This window comes from Methylocystis sp. B8 (assembly GCF_005771425.1).
Lineage (GTDB): Bacteria > Pseudomonadota > Alphaproteobacteria > Rhizobiales > Beijerinckiaceae > Methylocystis.
The window spans coordinates 66142-91117 of record NZ_VBTZ01000011.1 but is presented as its reverse complement, the minus strand read 5'-3'; the positions used below and the strand labels follow the sequence as shown (position 1 = coordinate 91117).

General features: G+C 62.2%; 24 protein-coding genes. 15 read left to right on the top strand and 9 right to left on the bottom strand.

Features of this window, described 5'->3' with window-relative positions; all coding sequences use genetic code 11:
- From FEV16_RS15065 to rpsL, 4 genes are all read right to left on the bottom strand, one after another.
- Positions 1-123, bottom strand: a 123-nt coding sequence (locus tag FEV16_RS15065) for a GTP-binding protein (protein ID WP_243080190.1), incomplete at its 3' end; no start/stop codon positions are given.
- A 46-nt stretch (positions 124-169) separates the two neighbouring features.
- Entirely contained in the window at positions 170-2245 is a 2076-nt protein-coding gene (gene fusA / locus FEV16_RS15060; RefSeq protein ID WP_138168432.1) for an elongation factor G, read from the bottom strand.
- 30 nt (positions 2246-2275) lie between these two features.
- Positions 2276-2746 (bottom strand): 30S ribosomal protein S7, encoded by a 471-nt coding sequence (gene rpsG, locus FEV16_RS15055; protein ID WP_138168431.1) that lies wholly within the window; start codon positions 2744-2746, stop codon positions 2276-2278.
- Between the two features lie 11 nt (positions 2747-2757).
- A complete protein-coding gene (gene rpsL, locus FEV16_RS15050) occupies positions 2758-3129 on the bottom strand; it encodes a 30S ribosomal protein S12 (protein WP_014890767.1) in 372 nt (123 codons plus the stop codon).
- 588 nt (positions 3130-3717) lie between these two features.
- Between rpsL and FEV16_RS15045 the strand changes: the two genes are divergently transcribed.
- Positions 3718-3957: a YdcH family protein gene (locus FEV16_RS15045; RefSeq protein WP_138168430.1), complete on the top strand. Its 240-nt coding sequence runs from the start codon at positions 3718-3720 to the stop codon at positions 3955-3957.
- A 202-nt stretch (positions 3958-4159) separates the two neighbouring features.
- Here FEV16_RS15045 and FEV16_RS15040 read toward each other — a convergent pair whose 3' ends face one another.
- On the bottom strand, positions 4160-4585 hold the full coding sequence (locus FEV16_RS15040) for a hypothetical protein (RefSeq protein WP_138168429.1): 426 nt from the start codon (positions 4583-4585) through the stop codon (positions 4160-4162).
- A gap of 478 nt (positions 4586-5063) precedes the next feature.
- Between FEV16_RS15040 and FEV16_RS15035 the strand changes: the two genes are divergently transcribed.
- The 6 genes from FEV16_RS15035 to FEV16_RS15010 all read left to right on the top strand — a co-directional run bounded on the left by FEV16_RS15035 (position 5064) and on the right by FEV16_RS15010 (position 10987).
- A complete protein-coding gene (locus FEV16_RS15035) occupies positions 5064-5762 on the top strand; it encodes a response regulator transcription factor (protein WP_138168428.1) in 699 nt (232 codons plus the stop codon).
- 23 nt (positions 5763-5785) lie between these two features.
- Positions 5786-7693, top strand: a complete 1908-nt coding sequence (locus tag FEV16_RS15030; RefSeq protein WP_138168427.1) for a sensor histidine kinase — start codon at positions 5786-5788, stop codon at positions 7691-7693.
- Positions 7690-8154 (top strand): HPr kinase/phosphatase C-terminal domain-containing protein, encoded by a 465-nt coding sequence (locus FEV16_RS15025; protein ID WP_138168426.1) that lies wholly within the window; start codon positions 7690-7692, stop codon positions 8152-8154. Before FEV16_RS15030 ends, FEV16_RS15025 begins: the two co-directional genes overlap by 4 nt.
- A gap of 186 nt (positions 8155-8340) precedes the next feature.
- Entirely contained in the window at positions 8341-8742 is a 402-nt protein-coding gene (locus tag FEV16_RS15020) for a PTS sugar transporter subunit IIA (protein ID WP_138168425.1), read from the top strand.
- The gene (locus FEV16_RS15015; protein WP_138168424.1) at positions 8739-9056 is read left to right on the top strand and encodes an HPr family phosphocarrier protein; all 318 of its coding nucleotides are present in this window, start codon (positions 8739-8741) and stop codon (positions 9054-9056) included. Before FEV16_RS15020 ends, FEV16_RS15015 begins: the two co-directional genes overlap by 4 nt.
- Before the next feature lie 113 nt (positions 9057-9169).
- Complete coding sequence (locus FEV16_RS15010; protein ID WP_138168423.1) at positions 9170-10987, top strand: glucan ABC transporter ATP-binding protein/ permease; 1818 nt, start codon at positions 9170-9172, stop codon at positions 10985-10987.
- A 110-nt stretch (positions 10988-11097) separates the two neighbouring features.
- Here FEV16_RS15010 and rpsR read toward each other — a convergent pair whose 3' ends face one another.
- Positions 11098-11334: a 30S ribosomal protein S18 gene (rpsR, locus tag FEV16_RS15005; protein ID WP_138168422.1), complete on the bottom strand. Its 237-nt coding sequence runs from the start codon at positions 11332-11334 to the stop codon at positions 11098-11100.
- A complete protein-coding gene (gene rpsF, locus FEV16_RS15000) occupies positions 11331-11774 on the bottom strand; it encodes a 30S ribosomal protein S6 (RefSeq protein ID WP_138168421.1) in 444 nt (147 codons plus the stop codon). The genes rpsR and rpsF overlap by 4 nt, the downstream gene beginning before the upstream one ends.
- Before the next feature lie 326 nt (positions 11775-12100).
- Here rpsF and FEV16_RS16995 point away from each other — a divergent pair, with 326 nt between their 5' ends.
- The 3 genes from FEV16_RS16995 (at position 12101) to hemH (ending at position 14116) form a co-directional block, all read left to right on the top strand.
- On the top strand, positions 12101-12238 hold the full coding sequence (locus tag FEV16_RS16995) for a hypothetical protein (protein ID WP_171015250.1): 138 nt from the start codon (positions 12101-12103) through the stop codon (positions 12236-12238).
- A gap of 73 nt (positions 12239-12311) precedes the next feature.
- A complete protein-coding gene (panB, locus tag FEV16_RS14995; protein ID WP_281404863.1) occupies positions 12312-13124 on the top strand; it encodes a 3-methyl-2-oxobutanoate hydroxymethyltransferase in 813 nt (270 codons plus the stop codon).
- Positions 13121-14116, top strand: a complete 996-nt coding sequence (hemH, locus tag FEV16_RS14990) for a ferrochelatase (RefSeq protein WP_138168420.1) — start codon at positions 13121-13123, stop codon at positions 14114-14116. Before panB ends, hemH begins: the two co-directional genes overlap by 4 nt.
- Before the next feature lie 22 nt (positions 14117-14138).
- Here hemH and FEV16_RS14985 read toward each other — a convergent pair whose 3' ends face one another.
- The gene (locus tag FEV16_RS14985) at positions 14139-16418 is read right to left on the bottom strand and encodes a YfhO family protein (RefSeq protein ID WP_138168419.1); all 2280 of its coding nucleotides are present in this window, start codon (positions 16416-16418) and stop codon (positions 14139-14141) included.
- Between the two features lie 9 nt (positions 16419-16427).
- Positions 16428-17000, bottom strand: a complete 573-nt coding sequence (locus FEV16_RS14980) for a TetR family transcriptional regulator (RefSeq protein ID WP_138168418.1) — start codon at positions 16998-17000, stop codon at positions 16428-16430.
- Positions 17001-17141: 141 nt separating this feature from the next.
- On the opposite strand from FEV16_RS14980, the gene FEV16_RS14975 reads away from it, so the two are divergent.
- The 5 genes from FEV16_RS14975 to FEV16_RS14950 all read left to right on the top strand — a co-directional run bounded on the left by FEV16_RS14975 (position 17142) and on the right by FEV16_RS14950 (position 24951).
- Positions 17142-17591, top strand: a complete 450-nt coding sequence (locus FEV16_RS14975; protein ID WP_138168417.1) for a copper uptake system-associated protein — start codon at positions 17142-17144, stop codon at positions 17589-17591.
- Between the two features lie 605 nt (positions 17592-18196).
- Positions 18197-20551 (top strand): TonB-dependent receptor, encoded by a 2355-nt coding sequence (locus FEV16_RS14965; RefSeq protein ID WP_138168415.1) that lies wholly within the window; start codon positions 18197-18199, stop codon positions 20549-20551.
- A 176-nt stretch (positions 20552-20727) separates the two neighbouring features.
- Complete coding sequence (locus FEV16_RS14960; RefSeq protein WP_138168414.1) at positions 20728-21384, top strand: ABC transporter ATP-binding protein; 657 nt, start codon at positions 20728-20730, stop codon at positions 21382-21384.
- Positions 21385-21416: 32 nt separating this feature from the next.
- Positions 21417-23885 carry an ABC transporter permease gene (locus FEV16_RS14955; protein ID WP_138168413.1) on the top strand — a complete coding sequence of 823 codons (2469 nt, stop codon included), beginning with the start codon at positions 21417-21419 and terminating at the stop codon, positions 23883-23885.
- The gene (locus FEV16_RS14950) at positions 23875-24951 is read left to right on the top strand and encodes a lipocalin-like domain-containing protein (RefSeq protein WP_138168412.1); all 1077 of its coding nucleotides are present in this window, start codon (positions 23875-23877) and stop codon (positions 24949-24951) included. The genes FEV16_RS14955 and FEV16_RS14950 overlap by 11 nt, the downstream gene beginning before the upstream one ends.
- Positions 24952-24976: the final 25 nt, after the last annotated feature.

Sequence of the window (24976 nt, the reverse complement as noted above, 5' to 3'; positions counted from 1 at the left end):
CCCGCCCGTCTCCGCCAACACTTTCGTGATCGCCGCCGTCAAAGACGTCTTGCCATGGTCGACGTGTCCAATCGTCCCAATGTTGCAGTGCGGCTTCGTGCGTGAAAACTTTTCCTTGGCCATCGCCGTGCTCCTTTAAAGAGTTCCTGCTGTCCCTTAGCGTTCGAAATCAGGCGTATTTCGCCTGGACCTTCTTCGATTCCGCTTCGGGCACTTGTTCGTAGTGATCGAATTGCATCGTGTAGCTCGCGCGTCCCTGCGTGAAAGAGCGCAGCTGATTGACGTAGCCGAACATATTGGCGAGCGGCACCATGGCGTTGATCACCACGGCGTTGGCGCGCATGTCCTGGCCCTGAATTTGTCCACGACGCGAGTTCAGATCGCCGATGACCGAGCCGGTATATTCTTCCGGCGTCACCACCTCGACCTTCATGATCGGCTCGAGCAGCACCGAGCCGCCCTTCTGCAGCGCCTCGCGCGTCGCCGCGCGCGAGGCGATCTCGAAGGCGAGGACCGACGAGTCGACATCATGAAAGGCGCCGTCGATGAGCGTCGCCTTCAGATCGACGACCGGGAAGCCGGCGAGAATGCCGGACGTCGTCACTGACGCAATGCCCTTGTCGACGCCGGGGATATATTCCTTCGGCACGGCGCCGCCGACGATCTTGCTTTCGAACTCATTGCCCTTGCCGGCTTCATTGGGTTCGAAAATGATCTTCACGCGCGCGAACTGACCGGTGCCGCCGGTCTGCTTCTTATGCGTGTAGTCGATTTCCTGCTTGCGGCCGAGACGCTCGCGATAGGCGACCTGCGGCGCGCCGATATTGGCGTCGACCTTATAGGTGCGCTTCAGAATATCGACCTTGATGTCGAGATGCAGTTCGCCCATGCCCTTAAGGATGGTCTGGCCGCTTTCCTGATCGGTCGAAACGCGGAACGAGGGGTCCTCCGCCGCGAGCTTCTGCAGCGCGATGCCGAGCTTCTCCTGATCGGCCTTCGACTTTGGCTCGATGGCGATCTCGATGACGGGATCGGGAAACTCCATGCGCTCCAGAATGACGGGCTTCTGCTGGTCGCAGAGCGTGTCGCCGGTGCGCGTGTCCTTGAGGCCCGCGAGCGCGACGATGTCGCCGGCGTAGGCCTCCTTGATGTCTTCGCGGTTATTGGCGTGCATCAGCAGCATGCGGCCGATGCGCTCTTTCTTCTCCTTCGTCGAATTGAGCACCGTCGTGCCCGATTCGATCTTGCCCGAATAGACGCGGGCGAAGGTGATGGTGCCGACGAAGGGATCGTCCATGATCTTGAAGGCGAGCATGGAAAAGGGCTCGGCGTCGGAGGGCTTGCGCGTCATTTCCGCGCCCGTGTCGACGTCGACGCCCTTGATCGCCTCGCGATCGATAGGCGACGGCAGATAATGCACGACGGCGTCGAGAAGCGGCTGCACGCCCTTGTTCTTGAAAGCCGAGCCGCAGAAGATCGGGATGAAGGCGATCTTGCGAACGGCGATGCGGATCAGCCTGTGCAGCGTCTCCTCGTCCGGCTCATGGCCGTCGAGGTAAGCGGCCATGGCGTCGTCATCCATTTCGACCGCGGCTTCGATCAGCGCGGTGCGACATTCTTTCGCCTTGTCGAGAAGATCGGCCGGGATCTCTTCATCGTGATATTTCGCGCCGAGTCCTTCGTCTTCCCAGACCACGGCCTTCATGCGCACGAGATCGATGACGCCCTTGAAATTCGACTCTGAGCCGATCGGCAATTGCGCGCAGACCGGACGGCCGCCGACGCGGGTCTTGATCTCTTCGACGCAGCGATCGAAGTCGGCGCCGATCTTGTCCATTTTGTTGACGAAGACGATGCGCGGCACATTATATTTGTCGGCCTGACGCCAGACCGTCTCGGTCTGCGGCTCGACTCCCTGATTGCCGTCGAGAACGCATACGGCGCCGTCGAGCACCCGCAGGCTGCGCTCGACCTCGATGGTGAAGTCGACATGGCCGGGCGTGTCGATGATGTTGAGGCGTTTGCCGTTCCAGAAGGTGGTCGTCGCGGCTGACGTGATGGTGATGCCGCGCTCCTGTTCCTGCTCCATCCAGTCCATCGTCGCGGCGCCTTCATGCACCTCGCCGATCTTATGGCTCTTGCCGGAATAATAGAGGATGCGTTCCGTCGTCGTCGTCTTGCCCGCGTCGATGTGGGCCATGATGCCGAAGTTACGGTAGTCCTCGATCGGATGAGAGCGGGCCATAACGGTTGTCCTCGTGAAAGCTCGTGCGCCTTACCAGCGGTAATGCGAGAAGGCGCGGTTGGCCTCCGCCATGCGATGCGTGTCTTCGCGCTTCTTCACCGCGGCGCCGCGGTTATTTGAAGCGTCGAGCAGCTCGGCCGACAGCCGGTCGACCATGGTCTTGTCATTGCGGGCGCGCGCGGCGGTGATGATCCAGCGGATGGCGAGCGCCTGACGCCGCTCGTTGCGCACTTCAACCGGCACCTGATAGGTGGCGCCGCCGACGCGGCGCGAGCGCACTTCGATCGCCGGCGCGACATTGTCGAGCGCCTGCTTGAACACGGCGAGCGGATCGCTCTTGGCCTTTGACTCGACCTGGTCGAGCGCGCCGTAGACGATCTGCTCGGCGACCGACTTCTTGCCGTCGTACATGATCGAGTTCATGAATTTCGCGAGAACGATGTCGCCATATTTGGCGTCTTCGATCACTTCGCGCTTTTCGGCCCGGTGGCGACGAGACATCGAACGGCTCCTTACTTCGGACGCTTCGCGCCGTATTTCGAACGGCGCTGCTTGCGGTCCTTGACGCCCTGGGTGTCCAGAACGCCGCGCAGAATGTGATAGCGAACGCCGGGAAGGTCCTTCACGCGGCCGCCGCGGATCATCACGACCGAGTGCTCCTGAAGGTTATGGCCCTCGCCGGGGATGTAGCCGATGACCTCGAACCCGTTGGTCAGGCGCACCTTGGCGACTTTGCGAAGCGCCGAGTTCGGCTTCTTCGGCGTCGTCGTATAGACGCGGGTGCACACGCCGCGCTTCTGCGGGCAAGACTGCAGGTGGCGAGCCTTCTCGCGATAGGTGGGCGCTTGACGCGGCTTGCGGATCAACTGGCTGATCGTCGGCATTCAATAAAGTCCTTCGCGGATTGCGAATGGCGGATTTCGTGGCAGACCCGGCGCGCAGAGCCCTTAAGGCATGCGCAAACGAGCGAAGCGCCGATGGCCGTAAGGGCCAAGGCGCTTCTAACGCAGAGGATCCCGGATTCCGGGATCGTGCCTTCCTGTCCGACGAGCTTTGGACGAGTTTTGACCCGAAAAAGTCTTACAACTTTTTCGAAAACGCGTCCGAGCGCCGGTATGATTACCAATTACGCTTGGCGGTCACAGGCAAGGCGACAGCGTTTAAGTTCGAAGGATCGAGAGCGAGGCGCTCGCCGACGGCGTGAACTTACGGCCTGTCGAAAGTGCGCGGAACCTAATCGCGAAGATCAGATGCGTCAAGCGCAGATTGCGCGATTTTTCGAATATTGTCGCGGGTCGTCGGCTTTGGTGTCGGTTTTGATCTTTCTTACCAGAACCGAGTTCGCCTCCAATTCTCCTCGAGATTCTTCTGCGCAGTTTGTCGCACGCTCGAGGCGTTGCGCTCGGCTCAAGGCGGCCACATCATCGCGGCCGCGGCGACGCCGCCGAATTCACGAACCAAAGGTATGCCGAATGAGCCACGTTGCGCACGAATTGCACGAAGAATTTCCCGAACAGGCCGAGGCCATTCACGCGCTGAAGGCCAATAACGCCCACTTCGCGCGCATCGCCGAAGACTATCACACGCTCAATCGCGCTATTCACCGCATGGAGACGAATGTCGAGCCCGCGGACGACGCGACGATCGAAGACCTCAAAAAGCAGCGGCTCGTCTTGAAGGATGAGATCGCAGGTTTTCTCGCGACGGCGTAATCGCCCTCCCCGGCCTTCCCCCAGGGCTCCGAATTCAGGTTAGCGGCGGCGGGGAGCCCGCCGTCATGCCCGGTCTTGTGCCGGGCATCCGGCGCCAAATTCATCTTGGGAGGCCCGCCACGACGTGGATGGCCGCGACAAGCGCGGCCATGACGCGGGAAGCCAGCCGCTTCGCGGGAGAGGGAGCGACCGCCGCGCAACCTTAACGATATTGCGCCGGCGGCTGCGGATTATTGGCGGGATTGCTGTCGTGCTTAGAGAGGCGCGCGACGAGAGGTCCGCCGACGAGCGGTTGAATTTCCGCCTCCAGCGCGTCGGCGACGTCCTTTCCGTAGACTTCCTCGCCGGCGACATGGATGGAGAAAGCTTTGCTGTGTTTCTCGATTTTCGCCGGGTCTTCAATCACCGCCTTGGTCCATTTGTAGAGTGGAAAATTCTCTTGCCCGTGCTGTTCGGCCGCCGCGACATATTCAGAAAAGGCGTCGAGCTGATTGCGAAGCTTGGCGTGGTGCTTCGCCAAAATGTCGTTCAGGGGTTTCAGCGTCGGATTGCCCGGATCTTTGCGCGCAAGCTTGGCCGCTTCGTCAACGAGATTGACTCGAACCTGATATGCCCAGTCTCCGCTCATTGGCCCTCCCTGAAGGCTTACGCTCGCTCGCGCGCTCTTCTGATTTTCTTTTGGCGCCCAAGGGGCGTCCAAGGCTCAAAAACAACATAGAGCAGATTGGCTTAACGCCAGCGCTTTCCAAGTCCTAACGGCGTGGCTCTCGCCTGGGGAGCCGACCTATATCATTGCCGCTATTGGGAATAAGCGCCAAAACTCATGTACAAGGTGATTTTTTCGGCAATTCTGTGTATAAATGAACAAGCGGCGCCGAGGCGGCGGCGCCTTTGGCTCGAATGTTGGCCACATTTCAGCCGCCTTGGCCTCGGACTTTGTCAGCGTCGACGGCGAAACTTCGCACGTTCCGCCATCGAGTCGATAAGAGTGTCGAACGGCAAGCGTTGACGTCGCGCCCCTTGAGGATCCGGGCGCTCGCGCGGAAAGCGCAATCACGTCGCGCCGGTCCAGACATGACAGCGGCCGCAAATAGCAAAGGTTGAAGATGCCGACCATCGCACTCGTCGACGACGATCGCAACATTCTCACCTCCGTCTCAATCGCTCTGGAGGGTGAGGGCTATCGCGTCCAGACCTATACCGATGGCGCCCAGGCGCTTGATGGGTTGCGCGCCAATCCGCCGGATCTCGCGATCTTCGACATTAAGATGCCGCGCATGGACGGCATGGAGCTTTTGCGCCGACTGCGGCAGAAGTCGGACCTCCCGGTAATTTTCCTGACCTCGAAGGACGAGGAGATCGATGAGCTCTTCGGTCTGAAGATGGGCGCCGACGATTTCATCCATAAGCCCTTCTCTCAGCGCCTGCTGGTCGAGCGGGTTAAGGCGATCCTGCGCCGCGCCAATCCCAAGGAGGCCGCGGCGCAGAAGGAGTCCGAGGCCAAGGTCCTGGAACGCGGCGCGCTCGTCATGGACCCGGAGCGCCACACCTGCACTTGGCGCGGCGACCCGGTCGTGCTGACGGTGACGGAATTTCTGATTTTGCAGTCGCTGGCGCAACGTCCCGGCGTGGTGAAGAGCCGCAATGCGCTTATGGACGCCGCATATGACGACCAGGTCTATGTCGACGATCGCACGATCGACAGCCACATCAAGCGTTTACGCAAGAAATTCAAGGTGGTGGACATCGATTTCGAAATGATCGAGACGCTCTACGGCGTGGGCTATCGATTCAAGGAAGCCTAAAGCTCTCGCGGAGAGGACGCGAGATGGATGCAAGCATCGAGAGCACGGGCGACGTGAGCGCAACTAATGAGGCGGTCGCGGAAGCGCCCCGCCAAGCCGCTGTTGCGGCCCCCGTCCGCGACGCGGCTGCGACGCGGACGCGGCGGTCGCGGACGATCTCCGTGCGGCTGGCGCGAGCGCTGCGCACCATTCAGTCGCATCTTTCGTCCTCACTCACACGCCGCATCGTCGTTCTCAATCTTGGCGGGCTCGTCGCGCTGCTCGCCGGCTTCCTTTATCTCAACCAGTTCCGCGAGGGATTGATCGACGCGCGCGTACAGAGCCTGCATACGCAGGGCGAAATCATCGCGGCCGCCATAGCGGCGTCGGCGACGGTCGATACCGACGCCATCTCGATCGATCCTGAAAAACTGCTGAGGCTCGCGCCTGGGGAAAGCGCGAGCGGATCCGACAGCGGGTCGCCGCTCGAATTTTCGCTCAATCCCGAGCGCGTCGGGCCCCTGCTGCGGCGTCTGGTGTCGCCGACGCGGCTCAGGGCGCGCATCTATGACCGCGACGGCTTCTTGCTGCTCGACTCCCGCTCGGTCTCAGGGCGCTCAAACATTCTGCGCTTCGAATTGCCGCCGGCGAGCGACCAGCCCACGACTTTGGACGCCTCATCCTTCCTCGAAAGATCGCTGAATTTCGTCCAGCGCCTATCGCATCGGCCGGAGCTGCCGCTTTACGAAGACATCGGCATGGGCAATGGCAAAGCCTATCCCGAGGTCGACAACGCGCTTAACGGCCGCATTCATTCGGTCGTGCGCGCGAACGCCAGAGGCGAAACCATCATTTCCGTCGCCGTCCCCGTTCAGCGTTTCCGCTCGGTGCGCGGCGCGTTGCTTCTGTCGACAATGGGCGGCGACATCGACGCCATCATCGTCGCGGAGCGCTGGGGCATCATCCGCATCTTTCTGGTTTCGGCCGGCGTGATGCTGCTGATCTCGCTTTTCTTCACCAACACGATCACCGAGCCGATGCGACGCCTTGCCGAGGCGGCCGATCGCGTGCGGCGCGGCGTGAAGTCCCGCCAGGAAATCCCGGATTTCTCAGACCGTCCCGACGAGATCGGCCATCTTTCCGGCGCGCTGCGCGACATGACGAAGGCGCTCTATAAACGCATCGACGCGATCGAGCATTTCGCCGCAGACGTGGCGCATGAACTCAAGAATCCCCTGACGTCTCTGCGCAGCGCCGTCGAGACGCTGCCGATCGCCAAGACCGATGCGGCGCGCGACAAATTGCTGGCCATCATCAAACACGACGTCGGTCGGCTGGATCGCTTGATCAGCGATATTTCGGACGCATCCCGTCTCGACGCCGAACTCGCGCGCGCTGATATGGGCGTCGTCGATCTCTCGGCGGCGCTGTCGACCGTTGTTGACGTCGCGCGCGCCACCGATCGCGGCGACGGCGTCACGATTCAGCTGACGATGCGCGCCTCCGCCTATGACTCGCCGCGCGGCCGCTGGCGCGTCATCGGACACGACTCGCGTCTCGGCCAGGTGTTTAACAATCTCATCGACAACGCCCGATCGTTTTCGAAGCCCGGCGGGACCGTACGAGTGCTGCTCTGGCCGGAGCGGGCCAAGGGGCCTGGGGGTCAGCAGCTTGACGGCTATGAGATCATCATAGACGACGACGGTCCGGGGATTCCCGACGAGGCGTTCGACCGCATCTTCGAGCGGTTCTACACCGACCGGCCGCAACAGGGATTCGGTCAAAATTCCGGCCTGGGGCTCTCGATCTCGCGGCAGATTATCGAGGCGCATGGCGGGCGCATCCGCGCGCTCAACCGCACCCGTGCGCATCCGCGGGGCACCGATGAGCCCCGCCGCAGCGATATCGTGCTCGGCGCGCGCTTCGTCGTTTGGTTGCCGGCGGCGAGATGACGCCGCCACAAGCGCCCTGCTATATACACGCCAGTGCGCTGGTTCTCGGCGAGATTGGCCTGCTGCTGCGCGGTCCATCCGGCGCCGGCAAGAGCGCCCTGACATTACGGCTCATCGACAATTGGCGGACGCGCGGCGCATTCGCGGCGCTTGTCGGCGACGACCGCGTGGCTCTCGAGGCCCGCCACGGCCGGCTGATCGCCCATCCACATCCATCGATCCGCGGCATGATAGAAGCGCGAGGATTGGGACTGTTGCGCGTCGACTATGAGCCCGCCTGCGTCTTGCGGGCCGTGATTGATCTTCTCGCCTTGGAGAAGTCCCCCAAACGATATCCGGACGAAAGCGATACGACGACCGAATTGAGCGGCGTGACATTGCCGCGTATGTTCGAAAACGCCGCCAGCGTCGGGGCTTTGACGCGGATTGCAGCCTGCATTCAAAACCTTGCGACAAATTGACGGAGCCGTGCTGTTTTCGCTTGCCTATTTCGCCGCATTGCACAAAATGTCGCCCCTGTTGAGCGAGGCGATTGCGGCGGGCGCAACGGCTTCACGTGTGCAATAAAGCGCAGCGCGCCACATGCGGGCCGAGAGATTTTGCGGACTTCGGCGCGCAAGAGACGCCTTCATGAGTGGTAGGGTCGTATGATCGGAATGGTCTTGGTGACCCACGGCCACCTTGCCACTGAGTTTCGCGCGGCGCTCGAACACGTCGTGGGGCCTCAAAAGCAGATCGCGGCGATCTCGATTGGGCCTGAGGACGATATGGAGCGCCGTCGCGCCGATATCATCGAGGCGATCCGTGAGGCAGACACCGGCGAAGGCGTCGTGCTGCTGACTGACATGTTCGGCGGAACGCCCTCCAATCTCGCAATATCGGTGATGGATGGCGGAAAAGTGGAAGTGCTCGCGGGAGTCAATTTGCCGATGCTGATAAAATTGGCTTCGGTCCGCGACACGCAGCCCTTGGAGCAAGCGGTGCTGCAGGCGCAGGACGCTGGCCGCAAATATGTTTACATCGCCAGCAAAGTGCTCAACGCAAAATGAATGAACTCGTGACCGATAAATTGCCTCAGGCCGCAGCCGAAGAGTCCTTCTCCCGCGAGCTCGCGATCGTCAACAAGAAAGGGCTGCACGCCCGCGCGACCGCGAAATTCGTGCAATGTTGCGAAAAATTTGACGCTGTCATCACCGTCTCACGAGGCGACGAAACCGTCGGCGGCAGCTCGATCATGGGCATTCTGACGCTCGGCGCAGGCCAAGGTTCAACGATCACCGTCACCGCAACGGGGCCTCAGGCCAGGGCGGCCCTCGATGCCCTGGAAGCGCTCGTCGCCAATCGCTTTGGCGAGGATGAATAGAGCCGCGTAGAGCGCCCGCCACTGTCGCGCGCCACTTGAACACAGTGGCGCAAGCGCCGAAGTTGCGAGTCGTCGCACATTGCTGACTCTCCTCCTGCTTGCAGGCAAAAAAAATGTCCGTCTTTAGCGTTTACGCGCGCGTGCTGCGGCTGCTGCGGCCTGAGGCGCGGCTGGCGATTATCCTTGTCGCCGCCAATCTGGCGCTCGCCGTCGCCGCCTTCGCCGAGCCGATGCTGTTCGGCCACATCATCGACCTCATGACGCGCGCCCAGGCGCCGGGCGAGACTCTGACATGGAACGATTTGTTGCCCCTCGTGTCCGCCTGGGCGGCCTTCGGTCTCTTTTCGATCGGCGGCGCCATTCTCGTCGGCCTTAACGCCGATCGCCTCGCGCATCGCCGGCGCCTCGCGGTGATGTCAGACTATTTCGACCATGTCTTGAGCCTGCCGCTGAGTTTTCACACCAATGTCCATTCGGGACGTCTGCTGAAGACGATGCTCGACGGTGCCAACGCCATGTGGGGACTTTGGCTGTCGTTCTTTCGCGAGAATTGCGCCTCCTTCGTCGCGCTCTTCGTGCTGCTGCCTGCGACGCTTTTCGTCAATTGGCGTCTCGGCTCGCTGCTGATGGCGCTCGTCGCGATCTTCTATTTCGCGACAAGCTTCGTCTTGCGACGCACGGAAGATCTGCAAGGCCAGGTCGAGCGCTATAATTCCACGCTCGTCGAACACGCCTCGGATGCGCTCGGCAACATTCCAGTGGTGCAGAGCTTCACGCGCATCGAAAGCGAGTCGCATGCGCTGAACCGCATCATCGACGATGTGCTCGCAGCACAGTTGCCAGTGCTCTCCTGGTGGGCGTTCGTGGTCGTCGCCAGCCGCGCTTCAGCGACGCTGACGATTCTTGCGATTTTCCTGCTCGGCGTGTGGCTGCATTTGCGCGGCCTCGCGACAATCGGCGAGATCGTCGCCTTCATGAGCTTTGCGACCATGTTGATCGCACGGCTTGAACAGGTCGTCGGCTTCGTCAATGTCCTGTTTCAGCAGTCCGCGAAGATTGCGGAATTCTTCGCCGTGCTCGACACGCAGCCGACGGTCGCTGATCGCCCGCATGCGCGCGACGCCGATCGGCTTATCGGCGCAGTCGAATTCGAGAACGTGACCTTCTCCTATGACGGACGCCGGCCGGCTGTGCGCGACGTGTCGTTTGCGGCGAAGCCCGGAGAGACGATCGCGCTCGTCGGCTCAACCGGCTCGGGAAAATCAACGACGCTCGCGCTCTTGCATCGAGTGTTCGATCCAGACAGCGGCGCGGTCAAAATCGACGGCGTCGACATTCGCGAATTCACTTTGAGTTCGCTTCGCCGCAACATCGGCGTCGTTTTTCAGGAGCCGATGCTGTTCGCGCGATCGATCGAGGAAAATCTGCGCATCGGCAATCCGGACGCGACAGATGAGGAGATCGCTCAGGCGCTCGAACTGGCGCAGGCGACGGAGTTTGTCTCGCTTCAGAGCGACGGGCGGGCGACCCGCGTCAGCGAACGCGGCCGCTCGCTCTCCGGCGGCGAACGCCAGCGGCTCTCGATCGCGCGGGCGCTTTTGAAAAATCCGCCGATCATGGTGTTCGACGAGGCGACGAGCGCACTAGACGCGACGACCGAACGTCTGATCCAGAAGGCGTTAGAGGCGGCGATGAAAGGGCGCACGACCTTCGTCATCGCCCATCGGCTGGCGACGGTGCGCAACGCCGACCGCATTCTCGTCTTCGATCAGGGCGAGATCGTCGAGAGCGGCGCCTTCGACGAGTTGGCCGCGAAGGGCGGCCGCTTCGCCACTCTCGCGGCGGCGCAATTCATGACCGAGCCGACCGTTTCAACGACGCCGCTCGACGGGCTTTACGAGGCTACAGCGCCGCAGGCGGCCACGGGGTGAGCTTTTCGGCCTTGCTCGGGGAAGAAACTGGCGCAGCGACTGCGCAGTCGGCCCAAGAAAAAGCCGCGCTCTTTTCAGAACGCGGCCGCAGGCTTCAAAAACGCGATCTTCTAGCGGATCACGTAAGGCAAAAGGCCAAGGAAGCGGGCGCGCTTGATCGCCTGCGCGAGTTCGCGCTGCTTCTTGGCCGAAACGGCGGTGATGCGCGAGGGCACGATCTTGCCGCGCTCGCTGATGTAGCGAGAGAGCAGACGCGTGTCCTTATAGTCGATCTTCGGCGCATTCGTGCCGGAGAACGGGCAGGACTTGCGGCGGCGGAAGAAAGGACGACGGGGCGCGGAGCTCATTCTTCGTCTCCTTCTTCAACCTTGCTTTCCTCGCGGCGCGGGCGACGTTCGCCCCGCTCTCCGCGATCGCCTCTGTCGCCGCGGGGGCCGCGACGCTCGCCGCCACGATCGTCGTCTTCACGCTTGCGAAGCTGCGCGGAGGGACCTTCCTCCAGCGCGTCGACGCGCAGCGTCAGCACGCGCAAAATGTCTTCGTTGATGCCCTGCTGGCGCTCCATTTCGGCGATCGCCGCCGGCGGCGCGTCGATGTTCATCAGGGTGAAATGCGCCTTGCGGTTCTTCTTGATCCGATAGGCAAGCGATTTGACGCCCCAATATTCGGTCTTACCCACCGTGCCGCCGAGCGACGCGATGACGTTTTTAAACTGCCCGGTCAGAGCCTCCACCTGCTGGGGAGAAACGTCCTGACGGGCGAGATAGACATGCTCGTAAAGAGGCATGGATTTTTCGCCTTTCCGTTGCCGCGAGCCGTTCCGGCGCCAAGCCCTTCGAGCGTTTCATAGGGGACATGCCCCGGAAAGGCTCGAACAGGAAAGTTCGAAGGCGGAGACACGGGAAGACGGGGATCTAGCCCCTCGCTTTTTGGGCATATTCTTGTCCGAATATGCCCGTAAAGCGCTTCCGTTCAGCCCCCGGCCGGGAACCTCGCGATGGGCGGTTTATACCGGGCTTTAAGCAGGATGCAAGTATGCGAGGCGGCGCGGCTTGCCGAGGGTCGGCCGCGCCACTATGGTCCCGCCGTCCGGCCGCCGCCAGGAGAGATGAGATGACGCGGAAATTCAGGATGTTCGCGCTGCTCGCCGCCCTCTCTGCGCTGCTTTCCGCCTGCGACAAATGCGGCGGCTTCCAGGAGCTTCGCGTGCCAGGCCAGCCGCACTCCTGCCAGGACGGCGCGCCCCGCTGAGTCTATCCCCAGGAAGTTGAAGCCGTTTTGATATAAAGTCGCCGCCCTGACGATAGGCGCGCCGGAGCCCCGTTTGTCGAACGCTAGCACCTTCCTCGACATGAAGCGCCGGGGCGAGAAGATCGTTGTCGTCACCGCCTATGACGCGCCGACGGCGCGCATCGAGGTCGAGGCCGGGGTCGACATTATTCTCGTCGGCGACAGCGTCGGCGTGAATATTCTGGGCTATGCGCATGAGTGCGAGGTGACGCTCGCCGACATGGCGCATCACATCGCGGCCGTGCGGCGCGGCGCGCGAGACATCTACATCATCGGCGACCTGCCCTACGCGACATATGATGCGCCCGAACAGGCGATCAAAAATTCGCGCATCCTGCGCGAAGCCGGGGCCGATTGCGTAAAATTTGAAGGCGCGCAGCCTGAAATCGTGCGGGCTCTCACGGCGGCCGGCTTCGACGTCTGCTGTCATCTAGGCCTCGAGTCGCAGCATCACGACGTCAAGCGGCGCCAAGGCAAGACGGCCCAGGCCGCCGCCAAGCTCTATGATGACGCGCTGGCGCTCGACGCCGCTGGACAGAAATTTCTGGTGCTGGAGCTTGTGCCGCAGGAGCTCGCCGCGCGAGTCACGCGCGCGATCAGCGCGCCGACGATTGGCATCGGCGCCGGGGCCGAGACGGACGGACAGGTGCTCGTCGTCAACGATCTTGCAGGCGTCACCGCCCGCGAGTTCAAGCATAATCGGCGCTACGGCGCCGTCGGCGCGGCGCTGCGCGACGCCGTTGGCGCCTATGCGCGGGACGTGCGCGCCGGCCTTTTTCCGGCTGAGGAGCACGCTTTTCATTTGGCCGACGACGAGCGGACGGCTTTCGAAAGCCTGCGGCCGTGAGTTCGTCCGACTCCCCTGTCGGCCTACTCCTCGTCAATCTCGGCACGCCAGAAGCGCCCGACATTGCGTCGGTGCGGCGCTATCTCGCGCAATTTCTTTCCGACCGCAGAGTCGTCGATCTGCCGCGCGCGCTGTGGCTCCCGATCCTCTATGGCGTCGTGCTCAACACACGCCCGGCGCGCTCGGCGAAGCTTTATGAATTGATCTGGAACAGCGACACGGGCGAAGGTCCGCTGAAGACTTTTACGCGCCTGCAAGCCGAGAAACTTCAGGCGCGGATGGGCAGTCCCCGCCTTATCGTCGACTATGCGCTGCGCTATGGTTCGCCGTCGATCGCGACGCAGATTGAGGCCTTGGCCGCAAAAAACTGCGAGCGGATCGCGCTGTTGCCGCTCTATCCGCAATACGCCTCGTCGACCACCGGCTCCGCCGCCGACGCCGCCTTTGACGCGCTGCGCGACAAGCGCAAGCAGCCCGCCTTGCGCATAGCCGCGCCCTATTACGACGATCCCGCCTATATCGACGCGCTCGCCGCAAATATCGGAGGCGCGCTCGCTGCGCTCGATTTCGAGCCCGAGGTGATTGTCGCATCCTTTCACGGCTTGCCACAGGCGCAGATCGATCGCGGCGATCCCTATCGCGATCACTGCGAGGCGACGTGGCGGCTGCTTTGCGCAAGTCTCGGCATGAGCCCGGAACGCCTGCGTCTTGCTTTTCAGTCGCGCTTCGGGCGCTCGCAATGGATCGGGCCCTACACGTCGGACGTCGTGACCGAGCTTGCCGGCCAAGGCGTCAAGCGCATCGCCGTCGTTGCGCCCGGATTCGCCGCCGATTGCCTGGAAACGATCGAAGAGCTCGGCGTCGAAATTCGCGATCTCTTCCATAGAAACGGCGGTGAAAAATACGCCCGCCTGCCTTGTCTCAACGACAGCGAAGAAAGCATTGCGCTGATCGAAACTCTGGCGAAGCGAGAGTTGGCGGGGTGGATGTAAGCAGCAAGCGAGATGCTCTTCGCTATCTTTGCGATAGCTCCGTCAGCAATCCGCGCAGGGGCTGAAAGTCAAAGCGCACCTCGTGGCGCCCTTCCGGAACAGCGACCGCGCGGAAGATCACGTTGGCCCGCAGAATGGGCGCTTCGGCGCCATCGACGCGCGCAAACCACCACGGATGCCAGACGTCGTTCAAAACCAGCCAGCCGCCGCCCGGCGGCGCGCTGACCTCGACGACGACGCGATCGTTTTCATATGAGTCGATTTTCGCGGTCGCCGGGGGCGCATCCTTGCGCGTATGGCAGATGGGCGGCGTCTCTAGAAGCACGGTCTCATGATAGTCGACCTCCGGCCACTCCCCGCTTCTGATCATATCGGCGAAATCGACATGCACGGCGCAGGTCGCGAGAATGACGCGCGGCATAGCGCGGGGATTTTCGTAAATGTGAACGTCGCCGATGCGCGTGAGTTCGACGAAGTCGCCCGGCTTGTAAGTCTCGTCGATCTCTTCGATCGGAACGCCGGTCGCGACGAACCGCAAGCCGAGCATGTCCGAAACTATTGAGCGATAGGAGGGATAGAGTTTCGAAAACTCGCGTTGCTCAGGAAGCGCGAGATGGTCGCCGGCGCCGGTTGCGTCTTCAAAGATGCGCAGCCGTATGGGGTTGTAGCCGAGATCGTGATCGAAGCCATGGATGAGCGAGGCGTTGGGCCAATGAAAGTCGATCGCGGCAAACTCAACGCGATCGCGGCGATCCGGCGCAGCCGTCTCTTTGAGCTTTTCGAGCAGATAGGCGATTACCGGATCCTTGCTGTTCGGGCGCAAAACTTCGAACTGCTCGGGCGGCAAGGCCGTCGATTCATTAGGCCCGTTGCCGATGGCGAGATCGGCGCTCATCAGCGCGGCGACGGCTGCGAGCAGATACGCGCCGCGCAATCGCCCCTCGCGAGTCGCGAGAATGAGCGCGACGGCGAGCGCAGCGAAAATCGCGCTTGTCACGAGCGGCCAGGAAGCCTGGACAAGATGGCCCTTCGCGCCCGCGACAAGCACCGCCGCGACAAAGAGCGCGACGACAACGCCTATGAGCCATGTGGCGCGAGGCGCGACGTGGCCCCTCTCGATGAGATTGAAACCATAGCCCGCGAGTATTGCGAAAGTCGCGCCGAACAAAAATGTCGCGTCCGCTGGACGGCGCCAAAGGTCGACGCCCGGCACATGATAAAAGAAAGCGAAGGCAGGCGTGTAACGGCCGAAAGCATAGAAAGCGAACAACGCCGCCGCAGCGGCGAAGAAGCGGATTTCCTTATCCGAAAAGAAGCGTCTGCCCTTCGCCGCGATCACCGAGATGAGCGTCAATTGGCCCATGTAAAGGTTGGCCATATTGCGCGCGAGATAGATGTCGCGCTCGCCGGTCGGCGGACCCCAGAAATCCTCGATCGGACCATCCGTGCCGAACATGTTGGCGGAGATGAGCGTCCAGAATGAGCCAGGCGGCAGCGAACCCTTGAACGCGCCGTCGAGATCGATCTCGGGACGGTTCGAATGCGCGGCGAGCTCCAGCGTGAAGGCGAGCGGAACAGCAATGATCGTCAGGCCAACGAGGCCTCCCGCGGCGAGCGGCGCGACCGCGCTGAGTTTTGGCGATGGGTCCGTCGCGATGCGATAGGCGACGTAAGCGGACAGCATCAAAACGCCTAGGAAGGCGACCTGATCTCGGCCCAACACCAGCAGAGCGGCGACCGCTCCCGCCGCCGCGCCATAAAGCGCTGAACGGCGATCGAGCGCGCGCGCCAGCAGCCATAGAGTGACCGCCAACCAGGAAAGACTCATAATCTGCCCGACGTGCTGGATTCGCCACGCCGCCGAGCCGCCGAAAGCGAAGGCGAGCGCGGCGAGCAGTCCGCCCGCTGCGCTCCATCCACGATCGCGGAAATAGGCGATGAGCGCGAGGCCGGCCATCGCCAGCATGGCGAAGACGATTGCGTCGGCGAGCGCAAAGGACGGTTCAGGAACGAGCGCCGCCGCCAGCAGGAAAAATGGCGAGAAGATCAGCGACTGCGGATCGGCGATCTGCGGCATTCCGGCAAAGACGTTCGGCGTCCAGAAAGGCGCCTGGCCGCTGTGCAAGGCGTGGGAGAGAAAGACGAATTGCGGATAAAAATGCGCCTTCGCGTCCCACGGAATGGTGACGCGCCCCGAGAGCCATGGGAAGGCGAGCGCCAACGCGCAGAGAAGGAAGAACGCCGCGGCCAAGGCATATGGCTGACCTTTCGCGTCGCTCGCGTTTCCATCGATTCTTTGCATTGCCGCGTTCTAGCGGTTTCTAACCGCAGCCGAAAGCCACGGCTTTGGCGCGCGCCTGAGGCCAAAACGCGCGGCAAGCGCCTCAAGATCGACGATGGCGTGGCGCTTGTCGTCGGCTTCGAGTAAAAGGCGCAATCCCATCCCCCGCAGCATGTCGACGAAAGCAATGATGTCGGGATCGTCGGGCGTCCGGCCGAAAACCGGCGCGAGCTGCTCGGCCACGCCACGGGCGTGCGCCGCGAGCGTGCCTCGAATTTCGGCCTGGTCGCTCGCCTGAGCGACGACGCTCAAGAAGAAACGCATCTTATTTCGATCAAACATGAGCCCGCGCACCGCCTCGACGGGATCGGCGTCGTTTCTTGCCGAACCACGCTTCGCCTTATGCGCCTGCGCATGCGACGCCTCCAGCGTCGCGGCAAGCAGATCCGTCTTGCGGGGAAAATAATACGTCAGATGCGACTGACGCAGTCCGGCCGCGGCGGCGACGCGGGTTTGAGTCAGCGCAGAGACGCCCTCTTTCCTTAAAATTTTCAGCGCAGCGTCGAGAATGCGCTGACGCGCGCCCTTTTGCTCCGTCGCCATTTCAGCTCATTAAAAATCTTCGCCGCGCGAGCGTCCTATCAAAAAAAGCGCGCCGCGGAAACGTCTCCGCCACTCTTGCGCCACGGCCAGTTGGTAATATACCAATATTTCCGCGCGCCGCGCTGACGTTGGAGAGAATTGATGAGATCTTTTCTAATTGTGACAATCTGTGCGGCGATGTGCCTGAGCGCGCGCGCCGATGACGGTTCTGACTCTGCGCGCCGGCTACTTTTCGAAACATTCGACAAGCCCGAGTCGCGCCTCTTTGTTGACGCCGTCATCGTCGAAGGCGACGTCGCCGTCGCGGACTGGCGTCAAGGCGAACTCGGCGGCCGGGCGTTTCTCACGCGCAAGAGCGATGTGTGGAGCATTGCGCTTTGCGGAGGCGACGCCTTGAAGGACAGCGCCACGCTCGAAAGACTCGGCCTTTCGAAAGCGACCGCTGAGGCGCTTTCCAGACGTCTGGCGACCGAGGAGAAGCGGCTCCCTCCAGACGTCGTCGAACGTTTCTCCAAATTCGACGGCATGGCCGCCGTCGAGGCGGACGGCAGCCATTCGTCGCTCGATCCGCATCACAAGCCCCTTCCCTGACCCCGCAACTGTTGCGCCCGCGCCACAAGGGCCGAGAAATCTGCACGCCAGTTCGGCCAGAACCGTTGCCCCACTCACTTTGGTATATTACCAAGCTCAGGTCCGGCGTTCTGCCGTTTTTCGTCTTGATCGGCGAGACGCAGCTTAAAGAGCTAAGGAAACCATGGCGGCCCCGGCGAGAACGCTTTGCTCCATAGTTATTCGGCGCGCCGGGGCCCTTTGCATCGCGCTGCTCTTCGCGTTCGCCGCGATTTCGTTCGCCGTCCCCGCCCCCGCCTCGCAGGCGCCGCTCGGGACGGCCATGCAATGTTCCCAATCTTCCGAGCCTGTCCCGACGAAACATCCTTTTGGCGGCGACAAATGCTGTCCGCTCTGCGGTCATAGTCAGAAGGAGCCGAGGCTCCTTCCTGCCGAGCCGGCATGCGGCGAAATCGCCTATGCGCCTCCGCGCGCCGCAAGCCGGACGTTCTGCGCCTTTCAATCGCCGGCCGAAAAAAACATCCGCGCGCGCTCGCGCGCCGCGCCGCGTGCGCCGCCCTCTTTCTCCTGATCCGTCAGTCTTTCCCCTAACGATCGCGCGGCGAGAAGCCGCTCAGGAGATACCTATGTTTCGGACCGGCTTGCAGCGCGGCGCATCCGCCGTCGCTCTCGTTATTTCGCTCGCAGATTCGAGCGCCCTCGGGCAGCAAAGCCTGCCGACCATCGATATCGGCGGCGCGAGACCGCCCATCGCGGGACGCGGCGGCGGTCGCGCCATGTCTCCGACGACGGGACCGGCTTCTGCTGAACCGGCGCCCGGCGGCGGCGGGTCGTTGACGGTCCCCTCGATCGCCCAAAAACGCCGCGAACTTGAACGCACAGTTGGGTCCGTCGCCTTCGTCGACGCCAATACGCCGGCGATTCAAACCCGCTACGTCCATGATCTGCGCGACGCGCTCAAGGATGTTCCGGGCGTCTATGTCGAAAGCCGTTATGGACAGGAACTGCGCCTTTCGATCCGCGGATCGAATCTGACGCGCGACTTCCATCTGCGCGGACTGGAGCTGCTGCAGGACGGCATTCCGATGAATTACGCCGACGGCGCCGGCGACATGTATCAGATCGATCCCAAATATTTCCGCGCAATCGAAGTCTTGAAGGGCGGCAACGCTCTTGCCTACGGCTCCTCGACACTCGGTGGCGCGATCAATTTCATCTCCCCAACCGCCTATACAGCGCTTGCGCCGGACATTTCGTCGATCGAAGGCGGCAGCTATGGGACGGTGCGCGGACAAGCGCAGATGTCGCGCATCATCGGCAATTTCGACTTTCTCATCAACGGCACATTTACCCACGCCGACAATTACAGAAAACATTCGACGACCGATTACACGCAGCTTAACGGCAATATCGGCTATCGCTTTTCCAACGATCTCGAAACGAGATTCTATTTCGGCGTCTACGACACCTGGCAATTGCTGCCGGGACAATTGACGCTCTTCGATGCGCGTAACGATCCAAGACTGTCTCTGCCGCCGTTTCCGGCAGGATTCGGTCCGGACGGCTTTGGCGCCAATCAGGCGCGAAACGTCAAGAACTGGCGCGTTTCCAATAAGACGACGATCTTGAGCGAGTTCGGCCGCATCGATCTCAACGGCTGGTACACGAGCAATTATCTCTACCATCCGATTTTTGTCGTCATCGAACAGGAAGGCGGAACCTGGGGGTTCACGCCGCGGCTTACCTCGAATTTCCTCGTCGACGGACATCCCAACGAACTTATTCTCGGCGGGCGTGTCTGGGGCGGCTCCTCGAGCGACAATTGGCACGACAACTACAATGGCATGCGGCTCAATCCCTATGGCGCAATACCGGCGAATTTCGCCAATGCGCAGTTCTCCTTTCCACCCTATTCATTCAACGGACTCGCGCAATTCGGCGCGGCGAATTCATGCTTTGGCTTTTGCGGCCTGTTCATCAATCCGGGGTTGGATCCACGCCTCCGCAATAATCGGATGCAGGCGCTCAATCTCGAAGCCTATTTCGAAAATCGCTTGCATATTGCCCCTCAGCTCATCTTCATGTTCGGCGCAAAGCTTTTCGCCGATACGCGCCGCTATACGGTTCTTGGCGGCATTCCTTTCGAGCCTATTCGCGGCGTGGCTGACCAAGTCTATCGCGGTATCGTTCCGAAAGTCGGCCTGATGTTCGAAGCGACGCCGGACATTCAGTTCTTCGCAGACATGACCGGAAGCCGCGACGTGCCGGACTTCATCGATTTAACGCAAGGCGTGTTTCCCCCGCCGCGCGACGGCACGACGTTCACGCCGCTCACCGCGCAGAAAGCCTGGACAGGGGAGCTCGGCGCGCGCGGCAGATGGGACCGCTACACTTGGGACGTGACCTTTTACCATTCGGAATTGCAGGACGAGCTGCTCAAATTCACCACCAATCCTGGCCTCGGCATTCCGGCGACGACATTTAACGCGAAGCGCACCATGCACCAGGGCGTTGAATTCGCGGCGAGCGCCGAACTCTTGCGCGATATTTTTGCGCCCGACGCGGGAGACACGCTGACGCTGTCGCAGATCTGGACGTGGAATGATTTCCGCTTCGTCGGCGATCGCGACTTCGGCGACAATCAGCTGGCCGGCATTCCGCGCCATGTCTTGCGCACGACGCTTTCCTACTGGCGGCCTGCTGACGGCCTCTATCTCGCGCCGCAGATCGACTGGGTTCCGGAAGGCGCCTATGTCGACTACGCGCACACGCTGCAGGCGCCAGGCTATGTCTTGCTTGGCGTTCAGACGGGCATGAAGCTTCCTTACGGCCTGTCCTTCTATGTCGAGGCGCGTAACCTGACCAATCGCCATTACATCAGCGACGTGACGACGATCGTCGACGCCCGCGGCCTCGATCCGCGCGTCTTCTATCCAGGCGTCGGGCGAGCTGTGTATGGCGGCTTGCGCCTCGCCTTCTAGCGAGGCCGAACGGCGCTTTCCGGCGCCGCTTCCGCCTTAGCGGCGTTTGGGCGATCGGCAAGGCGAGGCATATATAGCGCTGGCGCGCCGGCCGCCTTCGCCGGCCGACCAGGGCGCACTGCTTGTCGATTCAATCAACGTCAGAAAACCTCACAGTTGCTCAGGCAGGCGCGCCAATGCTGCGCGTCGAACGACTGAGCAAGTCCTATCCCACTCCTCAGGGCCCCATTCCCGTGCTGCGGGGGGTGGATTTCACACTCGACGCTGGCGCCAGTCTGGCGCTGACTGGCGAATCCGGCAGCGGCAAGAGCACGCTCATCCATCTCGTCGGCGCGCTCGATGACGCCGATTCCGGCGAGGTCGTTCTCGATGGCGTTGCGCTGACGCGGCTTCCTGAAAAAGCGCGGGCCGCCATGCGCCGTGATAAAATCGGCGTCGTCTTCCAGCAGTTCAATCTGATCCCGAGCCTCACTGTCGCTGAGAATCTTGGCTTTCAGGCGCGATTGGCCGGACGCTACGACCCGCCATGGCAGCAAGAGTTGACCGAGCGTCTTGGCCTCGCGGCGCTTGGGGCGCGCTACCCAGAGGAGCTTTCAGGAGGACAGCAGCAGCGCGTCGCCATCGGCCGCGCGCTGGCCGTGCGCCCAAAGCTTTTGCTCGCCGATGAGCCTACCGGCAATCTCGACGAAGCGACGGGCGATAATGTCATGTCGCTCGCGCTCGACCTTGTCGCCGCGACCGGCTGCGCCTTTCTGATGGCGACGCATAGCGAACGGCTGGCCTCTCGGCTGCGAAGGCGCGTTCGGCTGGAATCGGGTTTCCTGGCGCAATGAAGTTTCCTGGCGCAATGAAGTTTCCTGGCGCAATGAAAGAGACGCTCTGGACGTTCGCCGCGCTCGCGAGTCACTGGCGCCGACGGCCTGGAAACTTCGGAATGCTCCTTCTCGGACTCGCCATGGCGACCGCCTTGTGGAGCGGCGTGCAGGCGCTGAACGCTCAGGCGCGCAACAGTTATGACGCCGCGACGGCGGCGATCTCCGGCGGCGGCGCAAGAACGCTCGGCTCCTCTCGCGGCGGCCTGTTCGATCAGGATCTCTTCGTGAAGCTGCGTCGCGCCGGCTTCAACGTCTCGCCCGTTTTGGAAGGCTCAGTTCGCATCGGAGAAGAAAACGTTCGCATCATCGGCGTCGAGCCGCTGTCGCTGCCGCGCCGATCGCCGATTGCGCACCTGCGGTCGCGAGCGGACCTGATCGAAGATTTCTTTTCGGGTCCCGGCCGCGGCTTCGCTTCGCCCGAGACCTTGCGCCGACTCAATCTTGCGGAGGGCGCGCAGCCGCTCACCAATCGCGGTCGGCAGCTTCCGCCGCTTGCCGCGCTCGCCGAAGCGCCGCCCGGGGCCATCGTGGTCGACATCGGAGTCGCGCAGCATCTGCTCGATCGACATGAAAAACTTTCGCGTCTCATCCTGGCCGATGACGAGACGCTCGACGAAGCGCGGCTTAAAAGCATAGCCGGAGATGCGCTTCGGCTCGTCGCGGCGAATGAAGAAAGCGAACTCGACCGCCTCACCGACAGCTTTCATCTCAATCTTACCGCTTTCGGCTTCCTCGCTTTTCTCGTCGGACTGTTCATCGTCCACGCCGCCTATGGCCTCGCCTTCGAACAGCGCCTGCCGACCCTGCGCACTTTACGCGCGCTCGGCGTTGCGCCGATGCATCTCGTTGCGGCCATGGCGTGGGAAATTGCCGTTCTCACTCTTGCCGCCGGCGGCGCTGGCGTGATCGGCGGTTATGCGTTGGCGCGGGCGCTTCTGCCGGATGTGGCGAGAAGTCTCGAGAGCCTCTATGGCGCGCAAATTTCGGAAAACCTCGCGCTCGACGCGCGTTGGTGGTTTTCCGGCCTCGCAATGGCCGGCGCCGGCGCGGTTCTTGCGGCGGCAAGCGGTTTACTGAAAACATTGCGGTTGCCGCCGCTATCCGTCTCGCGTCCGATCGCCTGGCGCGCCGAGCATCACCGCTATCTGCGACGACAGGCGGCGCTCGCTGTCCTTGCTCTTGTCGCTGCAGCTTGCGCCTACGGATTTGGCAAAGGGCTCGCGTCCGGGTTCGCCGTCATCGGTCTCGCGCTTCTTGCCGCCGCGCTTTTCTTGCCCGTCGGCCTCGCCGGCGCCCTGGCGCTCGGCGAACATGTCGCGCGCCGGCCGCTCGCCCGCTGGTTCTTCGCCGACGGACGGCAGGAAATTTCCGGCCTGTCGCTTGCGCTGATGGCGCTGCTCATAGCGCTTGCCGCCAACATCGGCGTCGGCGGCATGGTCGAGGGTTTTCGACAGACATTCGGCCGCTGGCTCGACGCGCGTCTGGTTGCGGAGGTCTATTTCGAAGCTGCGACGCCCGCAGACGCGCAAGACATAGAGGCATGGGCGCGCAAACAATCCGACATATCCGCCATCTTGCCTGTCTGGCGAGCGAAGACGCGCATCGGCGCTTGGCCGGTCGACGTCTTCGGCATGACGCCTCATGAAACCTACACGGCGCATTTTCCATTGCTCGACGCCGAGCCGAACATGTGGACGGACCTGCGCGACCAGGACGCAGTCCTTGTCAGCGAGCAATTGGCCCGGCGTCTCGGTCTCGGCGTCGGCGCGATGATCGACATTCCAACGTCACATGAAGACTGGCGCGCGCGCGTCGTTGGCGTCTTTCCCGATTACGGCAATCCGAAGGGCCAGCTTCGCATCGATCACGAGAAGCTGAAGCGCTATTTCGACGACGCTTCGGGCATACATTACAGCCTGCGCGCCGCTCCCGGAGCGACGCCGCGCGTCATCGAAGACATGCAACAGCGCTTCGACGGAAAAATCGCCCGCATCATCGATCAATCCGAACTCAAGGCGCTGTCGACGGAGGTCTTCGAACGCACATTCGCCGTAACGACGGCGTTGAACACGCTGACGCTGATCGTCTCCGGCGTGGCGCTGTTCGCGAGCCTACTGACGTTGAGCGAAATGCGGCGCGCGCGCATCGCGCCCGTCTGGGCGTTAGGCGCGACGCGGCGACAGCTCGCCGGACTAGAAATGATCCGGGTGCTCGCATTCGCCGCAGGCGCAGCGGTTTTCGCGACCCCGCTCGGCCTGTTCATGACCTGGTGCCTTGTCGCGATCGTCAATGTCGCCGCCTTCGGATGGCGGCTTCCGTTCCATATGTTTCCGGCGCAATGGCTTGTGGTTTTGCTGATCGCGCTCTGCGCGGCATTCTTCGCCGCGCTTGTTCCGCTCGTAAGACTCGCGCGCTCGGCGCCGACGGAATTGCTCCGAGTCTTCTCCAATGAAAGATAGGCGCTCGATTTCGAGGCGATCCGCGCTGCTTCTGGCGCTGTCGTCCGGCGGCGCGCTCGCGAAAGGCTTCGGCGGACTCGCCGATAAAGCGCCAGACTTCGCAGTTCCGCAACCGGGAACGCCGCTCGTCTTTCCAAAAGACCACGGGCCGCATCCGGATTTTCGCACGGAATGGTGGTACGTCACCGCAAATCTAACTGGCGCCGACGGCGCCTCTTACGGCGTTCAATGGACGCTGTTTCGCCACGCACTGGAGCCAAACGCGACGCGCGCTGGCTGGGATGACCGCAACGTCTGGATGGGCCATGCGGCGGCGACGAGCGCGAGCGAACATCTATTCGCACAAAAATTCGCGCGCGGCGGAATCGGTCAGGCTGGCGTCCAGGCCATGCCTTTCCATGCCTTTATCGACGATTGGGCTCTTGAAACGCGCGATGATTCGACGGGCGCCGGGATCGAGCGGCTGCGCGTTTCAGCGGGAGACAGAAATTTTGCCTATGCGCTCGATCTTGCCGCGACCGGGCCGATCGTATTGCAAGGCGAAAGCGGCTACAGCCGCAAATCCGAGACCGGTCAGGCCTCCTATTATTTCAGCCAGCCCTTCTTCACAGCGGAAGGCTCTGTTTCGCTCCATGGGCGCAAAATGCAGGTCTCCGGCCGCGCCTGGATGGATCGCGAATGGTCGAGTCAGGCGCTTGGTCCCGATCAAAAAGGCTGGGACTGGTTTGCGCTCCACTTGGACGGCGGCGCCAAGCTGATGCTGTATCGCATGCGCAGCATCGAGGCGGCGCCATATCTTTTCGGAAATTGGATCGACGGAGGAGGCGCAACCTCGCTACTGACTGGCGAAGACATCGGCCTCGAGCCTTTGGAGACAATACGCATCGCTAATCGCGACGTGCCGATCAGATGGCGCGTGCAGATTAAAAGTCGCGGCCTCGACATCAAAACGCAAGCGCTCAACCCGCGAAGCTGGATGGGAACTGATCCCGCCTATTGGGAGGGACCGATCCGGTTCCGCGGTTCGCACATGGGCGAGGGCTATCTCGAAATGACGGGCTATTGAGATTTGGCGGCCTAGAGCGCTTCCC

What these genes read in the sequence shown, in the direction of transcription:
- fusA (WP_138168432.1), bottom strand. Translation starts at nt 2,245, where the DNA reads ATGGCCCGCTCTCATCCGATCGAGGACTACCGTAACTTCGGCATCATG.
- rpsG (WP_138168431.1), bottom strand. Translation starts at nt 2,746, where the DNA reads ATGTCTCGTCGCCACCGGGCCGAAAAGCGCGAAGTGATCGAAGACGCC.
- rpsL (WP_014890767.1), bottom strand. Translation starts at nt 3,129, where the DNA reads ATGCCGACGATCAGCCAGTTGATCCGCAAGCCGCGTCAAGCGCCCACC.
- FEV16_RS15045 (WP_138168430.1), top strand. Translation starts at nt 3,718, where the DNA reads ATGAGCCACGTTGCGCACGAATTGCACGAAGAATTTCCCGAACAGGCC.
- FEV16_RS15040 (WP_138168429.1), bottom strand. Translation starts at nt 4,585, where the DNA reads ATGAGCGGAGACTGGGCATATCAGGTTCGAGTCAATCTCGTTGACGAA.
- FEV16_RS15035 (WP_138168428.1), top strand. Translation starts at nt 5,064, where the DNA reads ATGCCGACCATCGCACTCGTCGACGACGATCGCAACATTCTCACCTCC.
- FEV16_RS15030 (WP_138168427.1), top strand. Translation starts at nt 5,786, where the DNA reads ATGGATGCAAGCATCGAGAGCACGGGCGACGTGAGCGCAACTAATGAG.
- FEV16_RS15025 (WP_138168426.1), top strand. Translation starts at nt 7,690, where the DNA reads ATGACGCCGCCACAAGCGCCCTGCTATATACACGCCAGTGCGCTGGTT.
- FEV16_RS15020 (WP_138168425.1), top strand. Translation starts at nt 8,341, where the DNA reads ATGATCGGAATGGTCTTGGTGACCCACGGCCACCTTGCCACTGAGTTT.
- FEV16_RS15015 (WP_138168424.1), top strand. Translation starts at nt 8,739, where the DNA reads ATGAATGAACTCGTGACCGATAAATTGCCTCAGGCCGCAGCCGAAGAG.
- FEV16_RS15010 (WP_138168423.1), top strand. Translation starts at nt 9,170, where the DNA reads ATGTCCGTCTTTAGCGTTTACGCGCGCGTGCTGCGGCTGCTGCGGCCT.
- rpsR (WP_138168422.1), bottom strand. Translation starts at nt 11,334, where the DNA reads ATGAGCTCCGCGCCCCGTCGTCCTTTCTTCCGCCGCCGCAAGTCCTGC.
- rpsF (WP_138168421.1), bottom strand. Translation starts at nt 11,774, where the DNA reads ATGCCTCTTTACGAGCATGTCTATCTCGCCCGTCAGGACGTTTCTCCC.
- FEV16_RS16995 (WP_171015250.1), top strand. Translation starts at nt 12,101, where the DNA reads ATGACGCGGAAATTCAGGATGTTCGCGCTGCTCGCCGCCCTCTCTGCG.
- FEV16_RS14985 (WP_138168419.1), bottom strand. Translation starts at nt 16,418, where the DNA reads ATGCAAAGAATCGATGGAAACGCGAGCGACGCGAAAGGTCAGCCATAT.
- FEV16_RS14980 (WP_138168418.1), bottom strand. Translation starts at nt 17,000, where the DNA reads ATGGCGACGGAGCAAAAGGGCGCGCGTCAGCGCATTCTCGACGCTGCG.
- FEV16_RS14975 (WP_138168417.1), top strand. Translation starts at nt 17,142, where the DNA reads ATGAGATCTTTTCTAATTGTGACAATCTGTGCGGCGATGTGCCTGAGC.
- FEV16_RS14965 (WP_138168415.1), top strand. Translation starts at nt 18,197, where the DNA reads ATGTTTCGGACCGGCTTGCAGCGCGGCGCATCCGCCGTCGCTCTCGTT.
- FEV16_RS14960 (WP_138168414.1), top strand. Translation starts at nt 20,728, where the DNA reads ATGCTGCGCGTCGAACGACTGAGCAAGTCCTATCCCACTCCTCAGGGC.
- FEV16_RS14955 (WP_138168413.1), top strand. Translation starts at nt 21,417, where the DNA reads ATGAAAGAGACGCTCTGGACGTTCGCCGCGCTCGCGAGTCACTGGCGC.
- FEV16_RS14950 (WP_138168412.1), top strand. Translation starts at nt 23,875, where the DNA reads ATGAAAGATAGGCGCTCGATTTCGAGGCGATCCGCGCTGCTTCTGGCG.